The following is a 14,439-nucleotide window of genomic DNA, read 5'->3' as shown; positions in this document are numbered from 1 at the left end:
AGGTATCGGGCCCATGTTTGAGCAGCAAAGTGCCATGAAATACCTCTGGAGCCTCTGTTTTCTGCTGGTGCTGGTGTGGTCTGCGATTGAGCCCAGGGATCGCCTGACCTGGTGGCTTGAAGTGGCGCCGGCTTTGGCAGCAGCGGTGCTGCTGCTGGCGACCCGGCGTGTGTTCCAGTTGACGCCTCTCTTGTATGTGCTGGTGCTGGCTCATTGTGTGATCCTGATGGTGGGTGGTCACTACACCTATGCCGAGGTACCCCTGTTTGATGGCCTTTGGGGCGCGGAGCGCAATAATTACGACAAGCTGGGCCACTTTTTTCAGGGCTTTGTGCCGGCAATTGCGGCACGCGAAATTTTGCTGCGTTTCAAGGTGGTAAATGGTGATATATGGCGCAACCTGCTGATCACTGGCTTTTGTTTGGGCTTCAGTGCGTTCTACGAGCTGATCGAGTGGTGGGTGGCGTTGCTGTCAGGCGAGGGCGCGGAGGCTTTCCTGGGCACCCAGGGCTATGTTTGGGATACCCAGTCCGATATGGGGTTTGCGTTGTTGGGGGCTATACTCGGATTGCTTTTGCTATCGCGCTTGCATGACCGCCAACTGAAGGGGCTGTCACAAGGTTTGCAGGCACGCAGGTAAACCGATCTCCATGGCGATGGGTCGGTGGTCCGAAATAGTCCAGTCCAGTACTCCGACCTTGCGCAACTCAAGTCCCGGAGTGATCAAGATATGGTCCAGCGCTCGCCGGGGTTTCCAGCTGGGGTAGGTGTGAAGAGCCTCTTCAGCGTAAACAAGATCGAGCCCCTGCAGGGCAGGCCTTGTCAGTAAATGCTCCAGCGGGTTGTTCATATCGCCCATCAGCACCACATACGGGTGATGTTCCACCAGCTCTCGCACATAACGCAATTGCCGGTCCTGTGCTTTCGCACTCAGGGACAGGTGCAGTACGACGATCAGCAGTGAATGCTCACCTTCGCCCAGCTCAACCACAATGGCGCCACGGCCGGGTATCAGCCCCGGAAGTGAATGGTCCTGAACCCGCTCGGGCTGAATGCGGCTCAATACTCCGTTACTGTGCTGTGCCAGCTTGCCCAGGTTGCGATTCAGCTGCTGATACCAGAAGGGAAATTGCCCGACGTCAGCCAGATACTCCACCTGGTTGATATAGCCACTGCGCATGCTGCCGCCATCACATTCCTGCAGAGCGACCAGATCATACTCTCGCATCAGCTTCCCGATGTGCTCCAGCGTTTCACCACGTTGTTGATGCTGTAACAGGTGCTGCCAGCTGCGGGTCAGGTAGTGATGGTAAGCCTGGGTTTTGATACCAACCTGGATATTGAAACTCAACAGCTTGAGAGTCTGTCGGTTGCCGGTCTCAGGGTTGGCAGTGCTTTTCTCGTGCCGGGCAGTCTGCTGGCGGTGCGCCTTGAGTGTGCGAAGAGCCATGGTCTTGACACCTTGTCAGAGTTCCTTGGCTTCAGGTTATTGCACTGTTTGCCGAGCGTCCAGGCGCAATCAGGGTTACAGGCAGCTTTGTTGCTCTTGAGTCGTTAACGCTCTGCTATCGCCGGGGGCCAGGTTCGGGTCCAGCTGGATGATGCCCATCGACTCGCGGTGCAGGGCACAGACTTCATTGCCGATGGCGGCAAACATGCGCTTGATCTGATGGTGCCGCCCCTCGTAGATAGTCAGTCGGCAATGGGTTTCGGACAAGCGTTCAATCTGCGCTGGTGATGTCCAGACCGCCTCGCGTGCCAGCCAGATACCCTTTGCGAACTCCATCTCCGCTGACGTACTGATCGGCTCCTTGGTCGTGACGCGATAGGTTTTGGGCGTTTTGTGCTCGGGAGCTGTTATCTGGCGTGACCAGTGGCCATCGTTGGTCAGAAGCATCAGTCCGGTTGTTGCACGGTCAAGGCGGCCCGCAATGTGCAGCTGTGAGCGAAGCGGCTCAGGTACCAGCGCCATTACCGTTGGGTGAACCGGATCTGTGGTCGCACTTAGATAGCCCGCCGGTTTGTTCAGCATCAGATAGACAGCATTCTGCTTCTGCAGGGTTTGGCCATCCAGGTCGATGGTGCTGAAGGCGTTAACCGGGAAGCGTGGGTCGGTTGCTATGGCGCCGTCTACCTGAACCCGGCCGGAGGCGACCAGGCGTCGGGCGGTTTGGTGGCTGTGTTCGGTATGCTTACAGATAAAGCGGTCCAGGCGCACTGGATTGAGTCCTTATAAAATGAGTCCCAAGCATACCCTCTGCCTTGAAGTGGGCAAAGCAGGCTCTTCTTTTACAGAGGGGCTTGAGCTAGGGTGAAGTAAAGAGAATGAGGAGTTAGCAGTGACCCAATCACTGACGATTGATTTTGTTTCCGATGTGGCCTGTCCCTGGTGTGCAGTGGGGCTTAACAGTCTGCTTGAAGCGCTTGAACAGATGTCGCAAGAAGTATCGGCACACATTCGCTTTCGCCCCTTCGAGCTGGCGCCGGATATGCCGGAAGCCGGGGAGCGGATCCTGCCGCACCTGTCGCGTAAATATGGCATCAGCGAGGAGCAGGTAAAACTGAATCAGGAGCAGATTCGCCTGCGCGGTGCAGAGCTGGGCTTTGTATTTGATTTTCGCGCCGACAGTATGAAATGGAATACCTTTGCTGCGCACCAGCTGTTGCACTGGGCGGGTGAGCAGGGCGGTGAATATCAGCTGGCACTCAAGCAGGCACTGTTGGAAGCTTACTTCAGCCATAACCGAAACCCCTCTGATATCAAGGTGCTGGTTGAGCTTGCTGCTCAGGTGGGCCTGGACAGTGCCGCAGCACGTGAGCTTTTGCAGGATCAGCGTTATGCTGAGGTTGTGAGAGCAGAAGAGCAGCAATGGTTGGAGCTGGGTGTCAACTCGGTTCCGACAGTGGTGTTCAATCAGCGTTATGCCGTATCAGGCGGTCAGCCCGTTGAGAGTTTTGTGGCGGCAATACGCGATGTACTGGCCCAGGAGGGGCGCTGAATTCGGGCTGGTCGATCTTGCCCGGTCTTGGCGCTACACTGAGTCGGGTGATCCCAAGGGGAGCGTGGATATGAAAGGGGTTGTTTTCAATATTCTTGAAGAGATGGTGCTGGAAAAAGGCGGTATGGAAGCCTGGAATGAAATTCTGGCTCAATCCCGTGATGCCAGCGGTATCTATACGTCTGCAGTTTCCTATCCGGACTCGGAGCTGTTTGCGCTGGTTGGAGGGGTTGCCGAGTATCTCGACCTGCCGGTACAGGAAGTGGTGAAGGGGTTTGGCGAGTATATGTTTGGCAAGCTCTCCCGGCGTTATCCCATGTTTGTGGAGGATTGCCCCGACCTGTTCACCTTTCTGGAAAGCATTGATGGTGTCATCCATGTGGAAGTGAACAAGCTGTATGAGAACCCCAGTCTGCCTCGAATTGAGTGTACCCGAACTGACGATAAACTGATCATGAACTACCGTTCCGAACGTAAACTGTGCATGTTGGCTGAAGGTCTGATATTTGGGGCTGCCAAGCACTACGCCACACCCATCACCATCGCGCATAGCCAGTGCATGCATGATGGGGCTGACCACTGTGTTTTAGAGGTTCAATATATCGATGCCTGAGGTAAAGGAAAATCCTTACAAGGCGGCATATGAGCGTGAACGGAGTGCACGCCTGACAGCTGAGCAGCTGCTGGAGGACAAGTCCCGAGAGCTGTATCAGCAAAACCGCCGCCTTGAAGAAAGTTATGATCAGCTTCAGCAGCAACAAACTGCGCTGGTACAAAGCGAAAAGCTTGCAACGTTGGGTACACTCACTGCAGGCGTGGCACACGAGATCAATAACCCTCTGGCGTATGTGATCAGCAACGTATCGGCGGCCAAGGAATATATAGAGGCCTATGATCAGCTGGTGAAGTTTATTCAGCAGCACGACCTGGCAAGCTTGATGCCAGAGGCGTTACAACAGGAATGGGACAGCTTGCAGGAGAGACTGGATCTGGCCTTTATTCAGGAAGATTATCCCGGTGTGATTGAAGACACTCAGGAAGGGCTGGATCGGGTACGCGATATCGTGCACAGCCTGCGCAGTTTTTCCCGTGTTCAGGAGGGCGAGCGAGAGCCGGCAGATCTGGTTGAGGCGCTGAAATCCACTTTGCGTCTGCTGAATAATGAACTGAAGAATCGCGTCAGGATCTCGCTTGAGCTGGAGCCATTGCCCCTTGTACGATGTAACTTGAACGAGATTAATCAGGTGTTCACTAACCTGATCATTAATGCCGTTCATGCCATGAAGGACCAGCCGCGTGCCGAGTTGAAGATCAGCAGTGAAGTGCAGGATGGTTATGCGCTGATCATTGTGGCTGACACCGGCTGTGGCATGACCCAGGATGTGGTCAAGGAGATATTCACGCCTTTCTATACCACCAAGCCGGTAGGCGAAGGGACGGGGCTTGGACTATCGATCACCTGGGGCATCGTGCAGGACCATGGCGGCGACATTCAGGTGGAAAGTGAACCGGGCGAAGGTACCCGGTTCCTGGTGAAATTGCCGCTGGCTAACGCCTGATCACTCGCCTTTAAGTTGTTTGACCAGTGCAGAAGGAAGGTCTTTAAGTGTCAGTGTCTCGGTGCTCGGGTCAAAGGTAATCGACTTGCCCAGCGACTCGTTGCTGAAGCTGATGGATACCTCCTTGGTACGTCCGGTGTAACGGATGTATTTCTTCAGGCTGCTGCGATCCGGGATGAACTCTTCCTTCATCTCGGGAGCACGCTCGGCAATAAAATCGTCCAGCGATACCTCGGCTACCGAGTCCACATTGCCGGACAGCTCGTGGTAATTCACCGCAGATCCTTCTTTTGACTGCTCCATGCAGAACTCGGCCACCTCTTTCTGGTAGCGCTTGGCGGTATCTTCCGGCATCGCCTCGGAATAATCGCTGACCAGCTCCATGAAGCGTTCGGTATCGGCCTGGGTGTCGACGGTATCGGTAAAGCCGAAAAAGTCCATCAGGTGCTGCTGTAGCGGGCGGTCGCCAAAGCCGAAGCTGAGAGTCAGGTAGCGCTTGCCATCCGGGTTGTCGATATCGTGCAGATCGATGCAGGCACAGAGGCCGGTTTTGGCAAAATCGATATAGCCGGTGTCCTGCAGGTCGTTATCCGCATTCAGCAGCAGACCGTCTTTCTGCTTCAGCAGTGCAATCCAAAGGCGGTGTGAGGCTTCCAGCTCTTCTTCGATAAACAGCCAGTGCCCGTCGGTCTCCAGATCTTCCTGCTCCATCAGCATGGCCAGGTTCTCGATCACCTTGGCTGTAAACTGGGTAAAGCTCAGGGTCTGGTCGCGCCAGTTCACCAGCAGGCCTTTGAATACCGTGGCTTCTTCGGCAAAGCAACCGTAGCGCTTGCTGGCGCGACGGGTAAACAGCGGCTTGATCTCGGCCAGCATACGGTTGTTCAGGCCCTCACGGTCGAAAGGGGTTTCGCGCAGGCTGAAGGACTGATCGCCGGTGCGGCGAGTCAGGCGGTGGGCGATGGCGGCAGTGGCGGGCATGATCGGGCTCCCAGCTGGATGTGAATGGGACGGGGATTATAAACAATCCGCGCCCCGAAAACGTCCTTGCCGGACACAGAGTTCTAGCGGCTCATGCGTGTTGCAGCAGGCGCTCGGCCAACTCGACAAAACCATAGCCGCCGTTAGCCGAGGTAATAAAGCGAGGCGGTTGCGGCAGGCTATCGAGGAAGCGGCCAATATTGGCGACCCCAACGGTGTTGCTGAACTGTTCGAACATGGCCGCGTCGTTGCCCGAGTCCCCGATAAACGCAACTTCATTGTCGCTGATGGCAAAGCCGGTGCGCAGGGCTTCCTGAGCCAGCCATGCCCGTGCTGAGCTTGCTTTGTCGTAGTCACCCAGCCAGGCATTAATGTGGATGGAGCTAAGCCGTGCTTGCACGCCTGCTTGTTGCAGCAGATTAAGTAGTGTGTGCTGTTGCTCGGTTGACGCTTGCCATTGCTGGCCAATATCAAAGGCGATATCGGTTTCACGGTAGGGCTGATCATCGGTGGGGCGGGCAAAATCGTGTTGTTGAGCCAACTCCGTTTGCAGTTGTTGTAGCAAACCGAAATTCTGGCTTCTTTCCTCAGAGGTCTGCCGGTAGTGGCGTTGTATCTGGCCCTGTTCGTCTCGTTGCATCCAGAAGGCACCGTTTTCGCCAATCACGGCGGTGACGGGCCAGGTGCGGACGATGCAGTCACACCAGCCGGCACAGGCGCCGGTTACCGGAATGACATCAATACCGGCCTGTTGCAAACGGTCCAGAGCGGCAAAGGTGGCGGGTGGCAGGCGGCCTTCCCAGGTCAGGGTGTCATCTACATCGGTAAAGAGGTAACGAACGGGGTGTTCCAGCTGGTCGGGCAAGGGCAGAGGGGGCATTGATGTCATCTCAGTGTTCCAAAGTCAGCACCAGGGGCTGGTGGTCGGATAGGGGCGTGTTGGTGTCCACATCAAGGGCAGTTGCCTGCACCTGCTGCAGCCAGAAGTAGTCTCGGCAATGGGGACCATCGGGCCACTGGTCTCGGTCATGGATACCGCAGGTGGGCTGACGACGCTGAGCATCGCCAAAGGCTGTGGCGGCATCCTGCCAGCCCAGCCTGGTGAACGCGTGGTATTCGTCCTGTAGGCTATCCATGTTCAGGTCACCGCAAAGGACCGTGTGGTCGGTTGCCCAGGGTTGAGCAAAAATGCCGGGGGCAGAATCGCAGCGGTGTTGGTACTGCCTCAAGGCCGCCTGCTGGATTTCATCCAGGTATCTCAGTTGCTGGTGTCGTTCCTCATCGTCGTGGTAAGCCAGGTGGGTATTGAGAATGCGCAACGGGCCTGTATCAGTCTCGACCAGAGTTTCAACTACGCAACGGGGCGTCCGCCAGGCGTTGGCATTGCCACCGGCAACCGCGCCCGGCAGGCAGTGTACCCGCCGATCCAGCAGCGGCAGCCGAGTCAGTGTCAGGTTACCGAACTCCTGCCGCTGCTCCCGGTTGCTTCCCGGCCAGCTGAGTGCGGCGCCCCATACGGGCGTATGGTCCGGAAAGGCCTGGGCCAGTGCAGTGAGCTGGTCCGGATGTTCAGGCGTTGTATAGTCGGGAAAAAAGCGCGCGACCTCCTGCAGGCAGATCAGGTCCAATGGTGCCTGAGCCTTGATATATGCGATGGTTCGATCCAGGTCGACCAGACCGTCGCAGCCTTTACCGTTCTGGATGTTCCAGCTGAGAATACGCAGTGAATTAAACATTACTTAAGCCCCGCGTGCATAAAGGATTGAACGAAACGGCGCTGGAATAGCAGAAACACCGCCAGCAAGGGGCCGATGGCAATCAGGGTGCCGGCACAAATCACCGGCCAGTCAACGCCGGACTCGGGGGCGCCAAAAATCGCCATGCCGACGGTGAGAGGACGGCTGCTTTCGGTATTGGTGACGACCAGAGGCCAGAGGAAGTTGTTCCAGTGGTGGCTGATCGAAACCAGTCCATAAGCCAGGTAGGTGGGTTTTGCCAGGGGGACATAGACCTTCCAGAGCACGCCCAGCCGCGAGCAGCCTTCCAGACGGGCCGCATCTTCCAGCTCCTGAGGCACGCCCTTGAATGTTTGGCGCAACAGGAAAATGCCAAAGGCGCTGGCCATATAGGGCAGGCCCACACCGATATGGGTATCGATCAGATCCAGGCCAGCCAGGGTGCGGTAGTTTTCCACGATCAGTATTTCCGGCATTACCATCAGCTGCAGCAGTACCAGTGCAAACACCAGCCCGCGGCCACGAAACTGCATGCGGGCCAGGGCATAGCCTGCAAGCGTGCAAAGAATCAGCTGAAACAGAAGGATCAGGCCGGTAATGATCACGGTGTTCAGCATGTAGCGCATGAACGGTGCCTGCTTCCATGCGGTAACAAAATGTTCGGTAGTAAGAGGTGCAAAGAGATCAAACCGGGTGGCATATTCTGCCGGGTGAGTGGCTGCCCAAAAAGCGTACAGTAAGGGCAGTATCCACAGCAGGCCCAGCAGCCAGGCGGCTGAAGTCGAAAGCCAGGTGTTGAATCGCGTCATCATGGTGCGGTCTCAGCGGTAGTGAATGCGGCGCTCGAGTACGCCAAATTGCAAAAGTGCCAGCAGAATCAGCAGAGCCAGCATTACCACGGTCAGGGTGGCGGCATAGTTGCTGTCGAAGAAACTGAAGGCGTTTTCGTAGATGTAGTAGAGCAGCAGGTTACTGGCGTTGTTGGGGCCGCCCTTGGTCAAAATGAACAGGTGGTCTACCAGCTTGAAAGCGTTGAGGATGGCGTTGACCAGCACAAAGAGGGTGGTTGGCATCAGCAGTGGCCAGGTCAGTCGGCGGAAGGTGTGCCAGCGTCCGGCGCCTTCCAGTGCGGCGGCATCGTAGAGGTCTCGGCTCAGGCTTTGCAGAGCGGCCAGATAGAAAATCATGAAGAACCCGGCTTCTTTCCACACTGTCATCAGCATCAGACTTGGCAGTGCCCAGTCGCTGTCACCCAGCCAGTTGATACCGGGGTGGCCGAACAGCGCCAATACCTTGTTGAAAAGCCCGATCTCGGGGCTGTAAAAAAACAGCCAGATGTTGGCGACGGCGATCATCGGCAGCATGGTGGGGGTGAAGTACGCCAGACGCAGGGCAGTACGGCCGCTGATCTTGCTGTTGACCCACAAGGCCATGGCCAATGCCAGCGCGATCGAGGTAGGTACTGTGCCCAGGGCATACCAGAGGTTGTTGCTCAGGGCCTGCCAGAAAACGCTGTCGTCCAGCATCATGCGGTAGTTAGCCAGCCCGGCAAACTCGGCCGGTGCGCCACCGCGTTCAGGGAAGAACAGCGAATGCCAGACGGTTGTCAGCGTCGGGATATGGGTAAATGCCAGTAGCATGGCCAGGGCGGGGAGCAGCATCAGCCAGGCATGTAGCCATGAAAGTCGGTTCATCGAATTGCCTTGAAGTCGGCCGGACAACCCCACCCGACACTGATAGGCCGGGCGGGTTGATCACGGACAGGTGGATCAGTAGCGAGACAGAATGCGCTTGGCCTGGTTCTGGGCAGCATCCAGTGCGGCCTGAGGCTCGGCCTGACCGTTCAGCACTGACTGGATGGCATCGTCCAGCAGCTTGCGCACGCGTCCGGCCTGGTGAGTTGCCAGCTCAGCCGTGGCGTATTCCAGCTGGTCGCGAGCCACTGCCGCCGGCGGGAAGGACTTAACGTACGCTTTCAGTTCGGGCGTTTCATATGCTGCCGGGCTAACACCCATGTAGCCGGTCGCGATACTCCAGTTGGCTGCCTGCTCGGGGGAGGTCATGAAACGCACCAATTTCATGGCCGCACGGCGCTCTTCCTGAGTGGACTCCTTGAAAATGTAGAAGTTGCCACCGCCTGTCGGTGAGCCCAGCTGCTGGTGTGCCGGCATCATGGCGACGCCAAAGTCGAAGTCGGCGTTCTTTTTCACGGCGGTCAGGTTACCGGTGGAGTGCCACATGATGGCGGTTTTCTGCTCCAGGAAGTTTTGACGCAGGGTGCCCCACTCGATGGTGCCTTGCGGCATGATCTTGTACTTGCTGCCCAGGTCGCTCCAATATTGCAGAGCTTCAACAGTGCCGGGCTTGTTGAAGTAGGTCTCGTTACCGGCGCTGTTCATCAGCACTTCACCGTTCTGCTTGGCCAGTGCGCCGAACATCCAGTAGGGGTAGCCGGTTGAAGGGATCATGGCACCCCAGCGCTCAACCTGACCGTTGCTGTCTTTCTTCACCAGCTTCTGGCCCATGCTGACCAGTTCGTCCCAGCTGCGCGGAGGCTGTTCCGGGTCCAGCCCCGCATCGCGGAAAGCATCCTTGTTGTAATACATGACGATGGTGGAGCGCTGGAACGGAATACCGTAGGTGGTGCCATCCACCTGGCTGTTTTCCATCAGCGCCGGGTAGAAACTATTCAACCACTGGCGCTCTTCATCGGTTTCCACGATGTCGTCAAAGGCGACAATGGCATCAAGGTCCTTGAGTTCATGTACGTCGATAGCGGCCATAACGGACAACTGGGTCGACTGACCGCCTTTCAGCGCCGCCAGGGCTTTGACGCGGGCATCGTTATAGTTGCCGGCGTAAATGGCGCTGACATCAATCTCCGGGTTCTGCTTTTCAAACTGGTCGATCATGCCGTCTACAACCTTGGTCAGCGGGCCGCCAACCGATACCGGGTAGTACATGGTCAGTTCAGTCTTGGCCTGAGCGGCTGTCGCAGCCAGTGAAGTCAGGCCGATTGCCAGCAGGTGCTTTCCTTTATGCAACATGGTGTGTTTCCGTCTCATCGGGGGTTAGAGTGGGTGATGCAAAAACAGGGTTGAGTCGCTGCCCGCTATGCAGGCAGAAGTGGTGCTCGTGGTGGCGGTCCCAGCTAAGGCCCAGCTCTCGGCCCTGGGGCAGCTGCTGGTGACCGGGCAAACGCAATTTGATGGTTTGCTGATTCAGGTGCGGCAGCACCGCATCAATAATGGTATCGGCGCCATGGTAATCACAGTGCATGACCTGAGCCGGGACGCCTTTTGGGTCGACCCTGACATGTTCCGGGCGCACGCCAAGATGCTGCGCATCCTTCTGCATGAGATTCATGGGCGGGTTGCCGATGAAGCGGGCGACGAAAGTACTCTCCGGTGCGCCATACAGTGTTTCGGGCGTGCCGTTCTGGACGACTTTGCCCTCATTAAGCAGCAAAATACGGTCGGCCATGCTCATCGCTTCCACCTGATCGTGGGTGACATAGAGCACGGTCATACCCAGGCGCTGTTGCAGCGACCGCAGCTCCGCGCGCATCTCGTTGCGAAGCTTGGCATCCAGGTTGGAAAGAGGTTCATCCATCAGGCAAAGCGGTGCTTCAGCGACAACGGCGCGCGCCAGTGCCACACGCTGGCACTGACCACCGGAAAGCTGGCCCGGTTTCTTGTGCAGTTGTGCACCCAGGTCGACCAGCTCGGTGACCTGACGCAGCCGGCGGTTTTGCTCTTCGATGGCAACGCGACGTGCCTTGAGCCCGAACACAATGTTTTCGGCCACACTCAGGTGCGGGAAGAGGGCGTAGGACTGGAACACCATGGCCAGGCCACGTTTGCCTGGAGGCAGGTGAGTAAGGTCACGTCCATTCAGGTGGATGGAGCCTGATGTGGGGTCTTCCAGTCCAGCAATCATTTTCAGTGTTGTGGATTTGCCGCAGCCGGACGGACCCAGCAGGGCGACGAATTCACCGGGTTTAATGGTGAAACTGACGTCATTCACGGCACGGGTGTCGCCCCAGTGTTTATTCAATCCTTTAACTTCAAGCTGGCTCATTTTGCGGGCTCCTGTTGCTGGGGGGATGCGCACACGACTTCCGCGTCGGTAGCGGCAAGAAGAGCCTGTACCGGCTCGGGCAACATTTCGGTGATAAACAGGTCTATTTCACTGAGGTGGCCGGTGCGGACGGGGGCGCTGCGCAGATACTTGCTGCTGTCGGTGACCAGAATGCGCTGATCGCTGCAATCGATAATGGCGCGGGTCAGGTGCGACTCTTCCGGTGAGAAGTCGATCAACTCGCCTTTGGCGCTGAGGCCGCCGATGCCGAAGATGCCGAAATTGACCTGAAAACGGCGCATGAAACGGGTGGTGTCTTCACCCATCAAGTCCTGATCGGATGGGCGAATGCGTCCGCCGGCCAGCAAGGTTTCGATATTGGGGTTCTGACACAGGGTCAGAGCGGCATCCAGGTTGTTGGTGATCACCTGAAGGCCAGGGTGGTCCAATAATGCCTGAGCTACCTGCTGGGGCGTGGTGCCATTTCCCAGAAATATGGAGGCGCCTTCAGGCAAGCGCTCGGCAACGGCTCTGGCGATGGCCTGCTTGGCTTCCAGGTTGATGACCTGACGGTTGGTGAAGGACAGGTTGCGGTTCTGACGGGGGCGGGTAATGCCGCCATGCACTCGCTGCACCAGGCCCAGGTTACTCAGTTCGTTCAGATCCTTGCGAATGGTTTGCACGGATACGCCGAAGGCCTGGGTCAGCTCGGTGCTGGTCAGGTTGCCTGCGGCTTTATCCAGCAGTGCAAGAATATGGTTTTGTCGCTCGGATAGTGTCATCGGATTTCGTTCGCGCGCTCAATGTGTTTCGCAAGGTTGCGGTTTGTATTCGAGCGAAGATTTTCTGTGTGCCGGGTTACAGCGGGGCAACAGTCAGATGACGGAGCGGTTAAGGTTTTGTGGCTAAACTAGGTCAGACAATGGCTTATCAAGAACCGATTGGCGAGGCGGTTAGGCTAATCCATGTGAGCAGCAGTGGCTGACTTGCGCCGCAAGCCGAAAAATATGCCATTTTCAAAGGTTTGGGCTTTATTTCTGTTTTTCTTACTAAAACAGAAATTATGGCTGATCATCGATTTATATTCATGAATTTAAATCTGTATGGGCGGTCCCCTGAAGGTAAAATTGGTATAAACAAAATTTGAGTGCGGCACGATGTATTACCGTGATACCTGGGTCGAGGTTGATCTCGATCGAATTCAGCAAAACGTCAGCAGAATCAAACAGCATTCCGGCTTCGATCACCTCTATGCGGTGGTGAAGGCCAATGCCTATGGTCATGGCGATATCAATGTCGCCCGGGCGGCGCTGGATGCAGGTGCGGATATGCTCAGTGTTGCCTTTCTGGATGAAGCGCTGCACCTGCGGCGTGCCATCAAGGATGTGCCTATCCTGGTAATGGGGGCCATCCGTCCAGAAGATCTGGCGGTTGCGGCGGCGGCCAACATCGATGTCACCGCGCATGACTTGCACTGGATTGAGTCGATTCTGGCTTACGATGGCGTACCTGCCAACCTGCACCTCAAAATTGATACCGGCATGAACCGTATCGGACTCAAGGATGCCGGCAGCGTGCATAAGGCCTGTCAGCTGATTGATACCAATCCGCAACTAAAGCGGGTCGGTCTCTTCACCCACTTTGCCACGGCCGATGCCCAGACGCGCGCAGGTTATGACGCTCAGATGCAGCAGCTTGATACCTTGACTGCGCAGGTCGATCTGACCGATTTCCGCTATGTCCACCTGTCCAACAGTGCTGCCTTGCTTCGCTTCGGCCGTCAGTCGGTTGCCAACACCGGGCGCCTCGGCATCTCCATGTATGGCCTGCCGCCGAGTCATGAATTTGAACTGCCGTTTGAGCTGAAACAGGCGTTTTCTCTGCATAGCCGTATCACCCAGATCAAGGAAATCGATGCCGGCAGTGCCGTCAGTTACGGTGCGACCTATGTGGCGGGCGTGAAAGTAAGATTGGGCACTCTGCCGATTGGCTATGCCGATGGCTGGTTGCGTTATCACCAGGGTCGCCAGGTTGAAATCAACGGTGTGCAGTATCCCATCGTAGGACGCATCTGCATGGACCAATGCATGGTGCAGATTGATGACCGGGTGCAAATTGGTGACCAGGTCGATCTGATCAACGACAACCTGACGGTTGAAGATGCCGCGCGTGATCTGGACACGATCGGGTATGAGATCGTCTGCTCCATTTCCGACCGTGTGCCCCGAATTTACAAGCAGGGCGGCGCCGTGACCGGCGAGCGCAATGAACGCTTCCGCCCTGACGTTACAGGAGAAGAATAAGATGCAGTCACCGAAAGAGACTCGCCTGGCGATCCGCAATGGTGCCCACAACACCAATACCTCCGGTCTGGCTGGTGGGTTTGTGCAGGCCAACCTGGCGATTTTGCCGGCAGACTGGGCGGCCGAGTTCCTGCTGTTCTGTCAGTTGAATCCCAAGCCCTGTCCTCTGGTGGGGGTTGCTGCCAATCCGGGTGATATTGCCATTGAAGGTCTGGCAGCCGGCATGGATATCCGTACCGATGTGCCCAAGTACCGTATTTTTGAAGAAGGTCAGCTGGTCAACGAAGTGGAAGATATCCGCGATTACTGGCGTGATGATTTGGTGACCTTCGCACTGGGCTGTTCCTTCTCCTTTGAAGAAGCCTTGCTGGCCGACGGTCTGGAAATCCGCAATGTGACCGAAGGCGTGAACGTGCCCATGTTCCGCACCAATCTGGCCTGCAAACCGGCAGGGCGCTTCAGTGGCAACATGGTGGTCTCCATGCGCCCGATGAAGCCGGCAGATGCGATCCGTGCCATTCAGATCTGCAGCCGCTTCCCTTCGGTGCACGGTGCCCCCGTCCACTTTGGTGACCCGGCCGCAATCGGTATTGATGATATTCACGCACCGGATTTTGGTGATGCCGTCAGCATTCGCGAAGGCGAAGTGCCGGTGTTCTGGGCTTGTGGCGTAACCCCGCAGGTAGTACTTGAGCAGGCGCGCCCGCCGTTCTGTATTACTCATAGCCCGGGGCACATGCTGGTGACCGATCTGCCCAACAGCAAACTCTCGGTTTTCTAA

16 protein-coding genes are annotated in these 14,439 nt (G+C 56.7%); 6 read left to right on the top strand and 10 right to left on the bottom strand.

Going from position 1 to position 14,439, the window contains the following annotated elements; all coding sequences use genetic code 11:
* The first annotated feature begins 13 nt into the window (after window positions 1-13).
* Complete coding sequence (locus tag O3C79_RS15180; protein WP_494383793.1) at window positions 14-640, top strand: DUF2238 domain-containing protein; 627 nt, start codon at window positions 14-16, stop codon at window positions 638-640.
* Here the strand turns inward: O3C79_RS15180 and O3C79_RS15175 are convergent.
* Together O3C79_RS15175 and O3C79_RS15170 are read right to left on the bottom strand one after the other, a co-directional pair.
* Entirely contained in the window at window positions 614-1,450 is an 837-nt protein-coding gene (locus O3C79_RS15175) for an endonuclease/exonuclease/phosphatase family protein (RefSeq protein WP_494383792.1), read from the bottom strand. The genes O3C79_RS15180 and O3C79_RS15175 overlap by 27 nt on opposite strands.
* 75 nt (window positions 1,451-1,525) lie before the next feature.
* Window positions 1,526-2,218 (bottom strand): pseudouridine synthase, encoded by a 693-nt coding sequence (locus O3C79_RS15170; protein ID WP_494383791.1) that lies wholly within the window; start codon window positions 2,216-2,218, stop codon window positions 1,526-1,528.
* Window positions 2,219-2,339: 121 nt separating this feature from the next.
* Between O3C79_RS15170 and O3C79_RS15165 the strand changes: the two genes are divergently transcribed.
* From O3C79_RS15165 to O3C79_RS15155, 3 genes are all read left to right on the top strand, one after another.
* A complete protein-coding gene (locus O3C79_RS15165) occupies window positions 2,340-2,999 on the top strand; it encodes a DsbA family oxidoreductase (RefSeq protein ID WP_494383790.1) in 660 nt (219 codons plus the stop codon).
* A gap of 70 nt (window positions 3,000-3,069) precedes the next feature.
* Complete coding sequence (locus tag O3C79_RS15160) at window positions 3,070-3,612, top strand: heme NO-binding domain-containing protein (RefSeq protein ID WP_494383789.1); 543 nt, start codon at window positions 3,070-3,072, stop codon at window positions 3,610-3,612.
* Window positions 3,605-4,558 (top strand): sensor histidine kinase, encoded by a 954-nt coding sequence (locus O3C79_RS15155; RefSeq protein WP_494383788.1) that lies wholly within the window; start codon window positions 3,605-3,607, stop codon window positions 4,556-4,558. The genes O3C79_RS15160 and O3C79_RS15155 overlap by 8 nt, the downstream gene beginning before the upstream one ends.
* On the opposite strand, the gene O3C79_RS15150 is transcribed toward O3C79_RS15155, so the two are convergent.
* The 8 genes from O3C79_RS15150 to O3C79_RS15115 all read right to left on the bottom strand — a co-directional run bounded on the left by O3C79_RS15150 (window position 4,559) and on the right by O3C79_RS15115 (window position 12,137).
* Entirely contained in the window at window positions 4,559-5,539 is a 981-nt protein-coding gene (locus tag O3C79_RS15150) for a nucleoid-associated protein (protein WP_494383787.1), read from the bottom strand.
* 91 nt (window positions 5,540-5,630) lie between these two features.
* Entirely contained in the window at window positions 5,631-6,428 is a 798-nt protein-coding gene (locus tag O3C79_RS15145) for an HAD-IIB family hydrolase (protein ID WP_494383786.1), read from the bottom strand.
* Window position 6,429: 1 nt separating this feature from the next.
* Window positions 6,430-7,275 (bottom strand): endonuclease/exonuclease/phosphatase family protein, encoded by an 846-nt coding sequence (locus tag O3C79_RS15140; protein ID WP_494383785.1) that lies wholly within the window; start codon window positions 7,273-7,275, stop codon window positions 6,430-6,432.
* Window positions 7,275-8,087 carry a carbohydrate ABC transporter permease gene (locus O3C79_RS15135; RefSeq protein ID WP_494383784.1) on the bottom strand — a complete coding sequence of 271 codons (813 nt, stop codon included), beginning with the start codon at window positions 8,085-8,087 and terminating at the stop codon, window positions 7,275-7,277. Before O3C79_RS15135 ends, O3C79_RS15140 begins: the two co-directional genes overlap by 1 nt.
* A gap of 9 nt (window positions 8,088-8,096) precedes the next feature.
* Complete coding sequence (locus O3C79_RS15130) at window positions 8,097-8,969, bottom strand: carbohydrate ABC transporter permease (RefSeq protein WP_494383783.1); 873 nt, start codon at window positions 8,967-8,969, stop codon at window positions 8,097-8,099.
* Between the two features lie 75 nt (window positions 8,970-9,044).
* Window positions 9,045-10,322, bottom strand: a complete 1,278-nt coding sequence (locus tag O3C79_RS15125) for an ABC transporter substrate-binding protein (protein ID WP_494383782.1) — start codon at window positions 10,320-10,322, stop codon at window positions 9,045-9,047.
* A complete protein-coding gene (locus O3C79_RS15120; protein WP_494383781.1) occupies window positions 10,312-11,355 on the bottom strand; it encodes an ABC transporter ATP-binding protein in 1,044 nt (347 codons plus the stop codon). The genes O3C79_RS15125 and O3C79_RS15120 overlap by 11 nt, the downstream gene beginning before the upstream one ends.
* Window positions 11,352-12,137 carry a DeoR/GlpR family DNA-binding transcription regulator gene (locus O3C79_RS15115; protein ID WP_494383780.1) on the bottom strand — a complete coding sequence of 262 codons (786 nt, stop codon included), beginning with the start codon at window positions 12,135-12,137 and terminating at the stop codon, window positions 11,352-11,354. Before O3C79_RS15115 ends, O3C79_RS15120 begins: the two co-directional genes overlap by 4 nt.
* 375 nt (window positions 12,138-12,512) lie before the next feature.
* Here O3C79_RS15115 and alr point away from each other — a divergent pair, with 375 nt between their 5' ends.
* Window positions 12,513-13,658, top strand: coding sequence for an alanine racemase (alr, locus tag O3C79_RS15110; RefSeq protein ID WP_494383779.1), 1,146 nt, complete (start codon window positions 12,513-12,515; stop codon window positions 13,656-13,658).
* A gap of 1 nt (window position 13,659) precedes the next feature.
* Entirely contained in the window at window positions 13,660-14,439 is a 780-nt protein-coding gene (locus O3C79_RS15105; protein ID WP_494383778.1) for a putative hydro-lyase, read from the top strand.

The organism is Marinobacterium sp. NO-S09, from assembly GCF_059179545.1.
This window is presented reverse-complemented; position numbering and strand designations above follow the sequence as displayed.

Coding starts and splice junctions, on each gene's coding strand:
- O3C79_RS15130 (WP_494383783.1), bottom strand. CDS start 8,969: ATGAACCGACTTTCATGGCTACATGCCTGGCTGATGCTGCTCCCCGCC.
- O3C79_RS15125 (WP_494383782.1), bottom strand. CDS start 10,322: ATGTTGCATAAAGGAAAGCACCTGCTGGCAATCGGCCTGACTTCACTG.
- alr (WP_494383779.1), top strand. CDS start 12,513: ATGTATTACCGTGATACCTGGGTCGAGGTTGATCTCGATCGAATTCAG.
- O3C79_RS15140 (WP_494383785.1), bottom strand. CDS start 7,275: ATGTTTAATTCACTGCGTATTCTCAGCTGGAACATCCAGAACGGTAAA.
- O3C79_RS15105 (WP_494383778.1), top strand. CDS start 13,660: ATGCAGTCACCGAAAGAGACTCGCCTGGCGATCCGCAATGGTGCCCAC.
- O3C79_RS15180 (WP_494383793.1), top strand. CDS start 14: ATGTTTGAGCAGCAAAGTGCCATGAAATACCTCTGGAGCCTCTGTTTT.
- O3C79_RS15145 (WP_494383786.1), bottom strand. CDS start 6,428: ATGACATCAATGCCCCCTCTGCCCTTGCCCGACCAGCTGGAACACCCC.
- O3C79_RS15135 (WP_494383784.1), bottom strand. CDS start 8,087: ATGATGACGCGATTCAACACCTGGCTTTCGACTTCAGCCGCCTGGCTG.
- O3C79_RS15120 (WP_494383781.1), bottom strand. CDS start 11,355: ATGAGCCAGCTTGAAGTTAAAGGATTGAATAAACACTGGGGCGACACC.
- O3C79_RS15175 (WP_494383792.1), bottom strand. CDS start 1,450: ATGGCTCTTCGCACACTCAAGGCGCACCGCCAGCAGACTGCCCGGCAC.
- O3C79_RS15155 (WP_494383788.1), top strand. CDS start 3,605: ATGCCTGAGGTAAAGGAAAATCCTTACAAGGCGGCATATGAGCGTGAA.
- O3C79_RS15160 (WP_494383789.1), top strand. CDS start 3,070: ATGAAAGGGGTTGTTTTCAATATTCTTGAAGAGATGGTGCTGGAAAAA.
- O3C79_RS15115 (WP_494383780.1), bottom strand. CDS start 12,137: ATGACACTATCCGAGCGACAAAACCATATTCTTGCACTGCTGGATAAA.
- O3C79_RS15150 (WP_494383787.1), bottom strand. CDS start 5,539: ATGCCCGCCACTGCCGCCATCGCCCACCGCCTGACTCGCCGCACCGGC.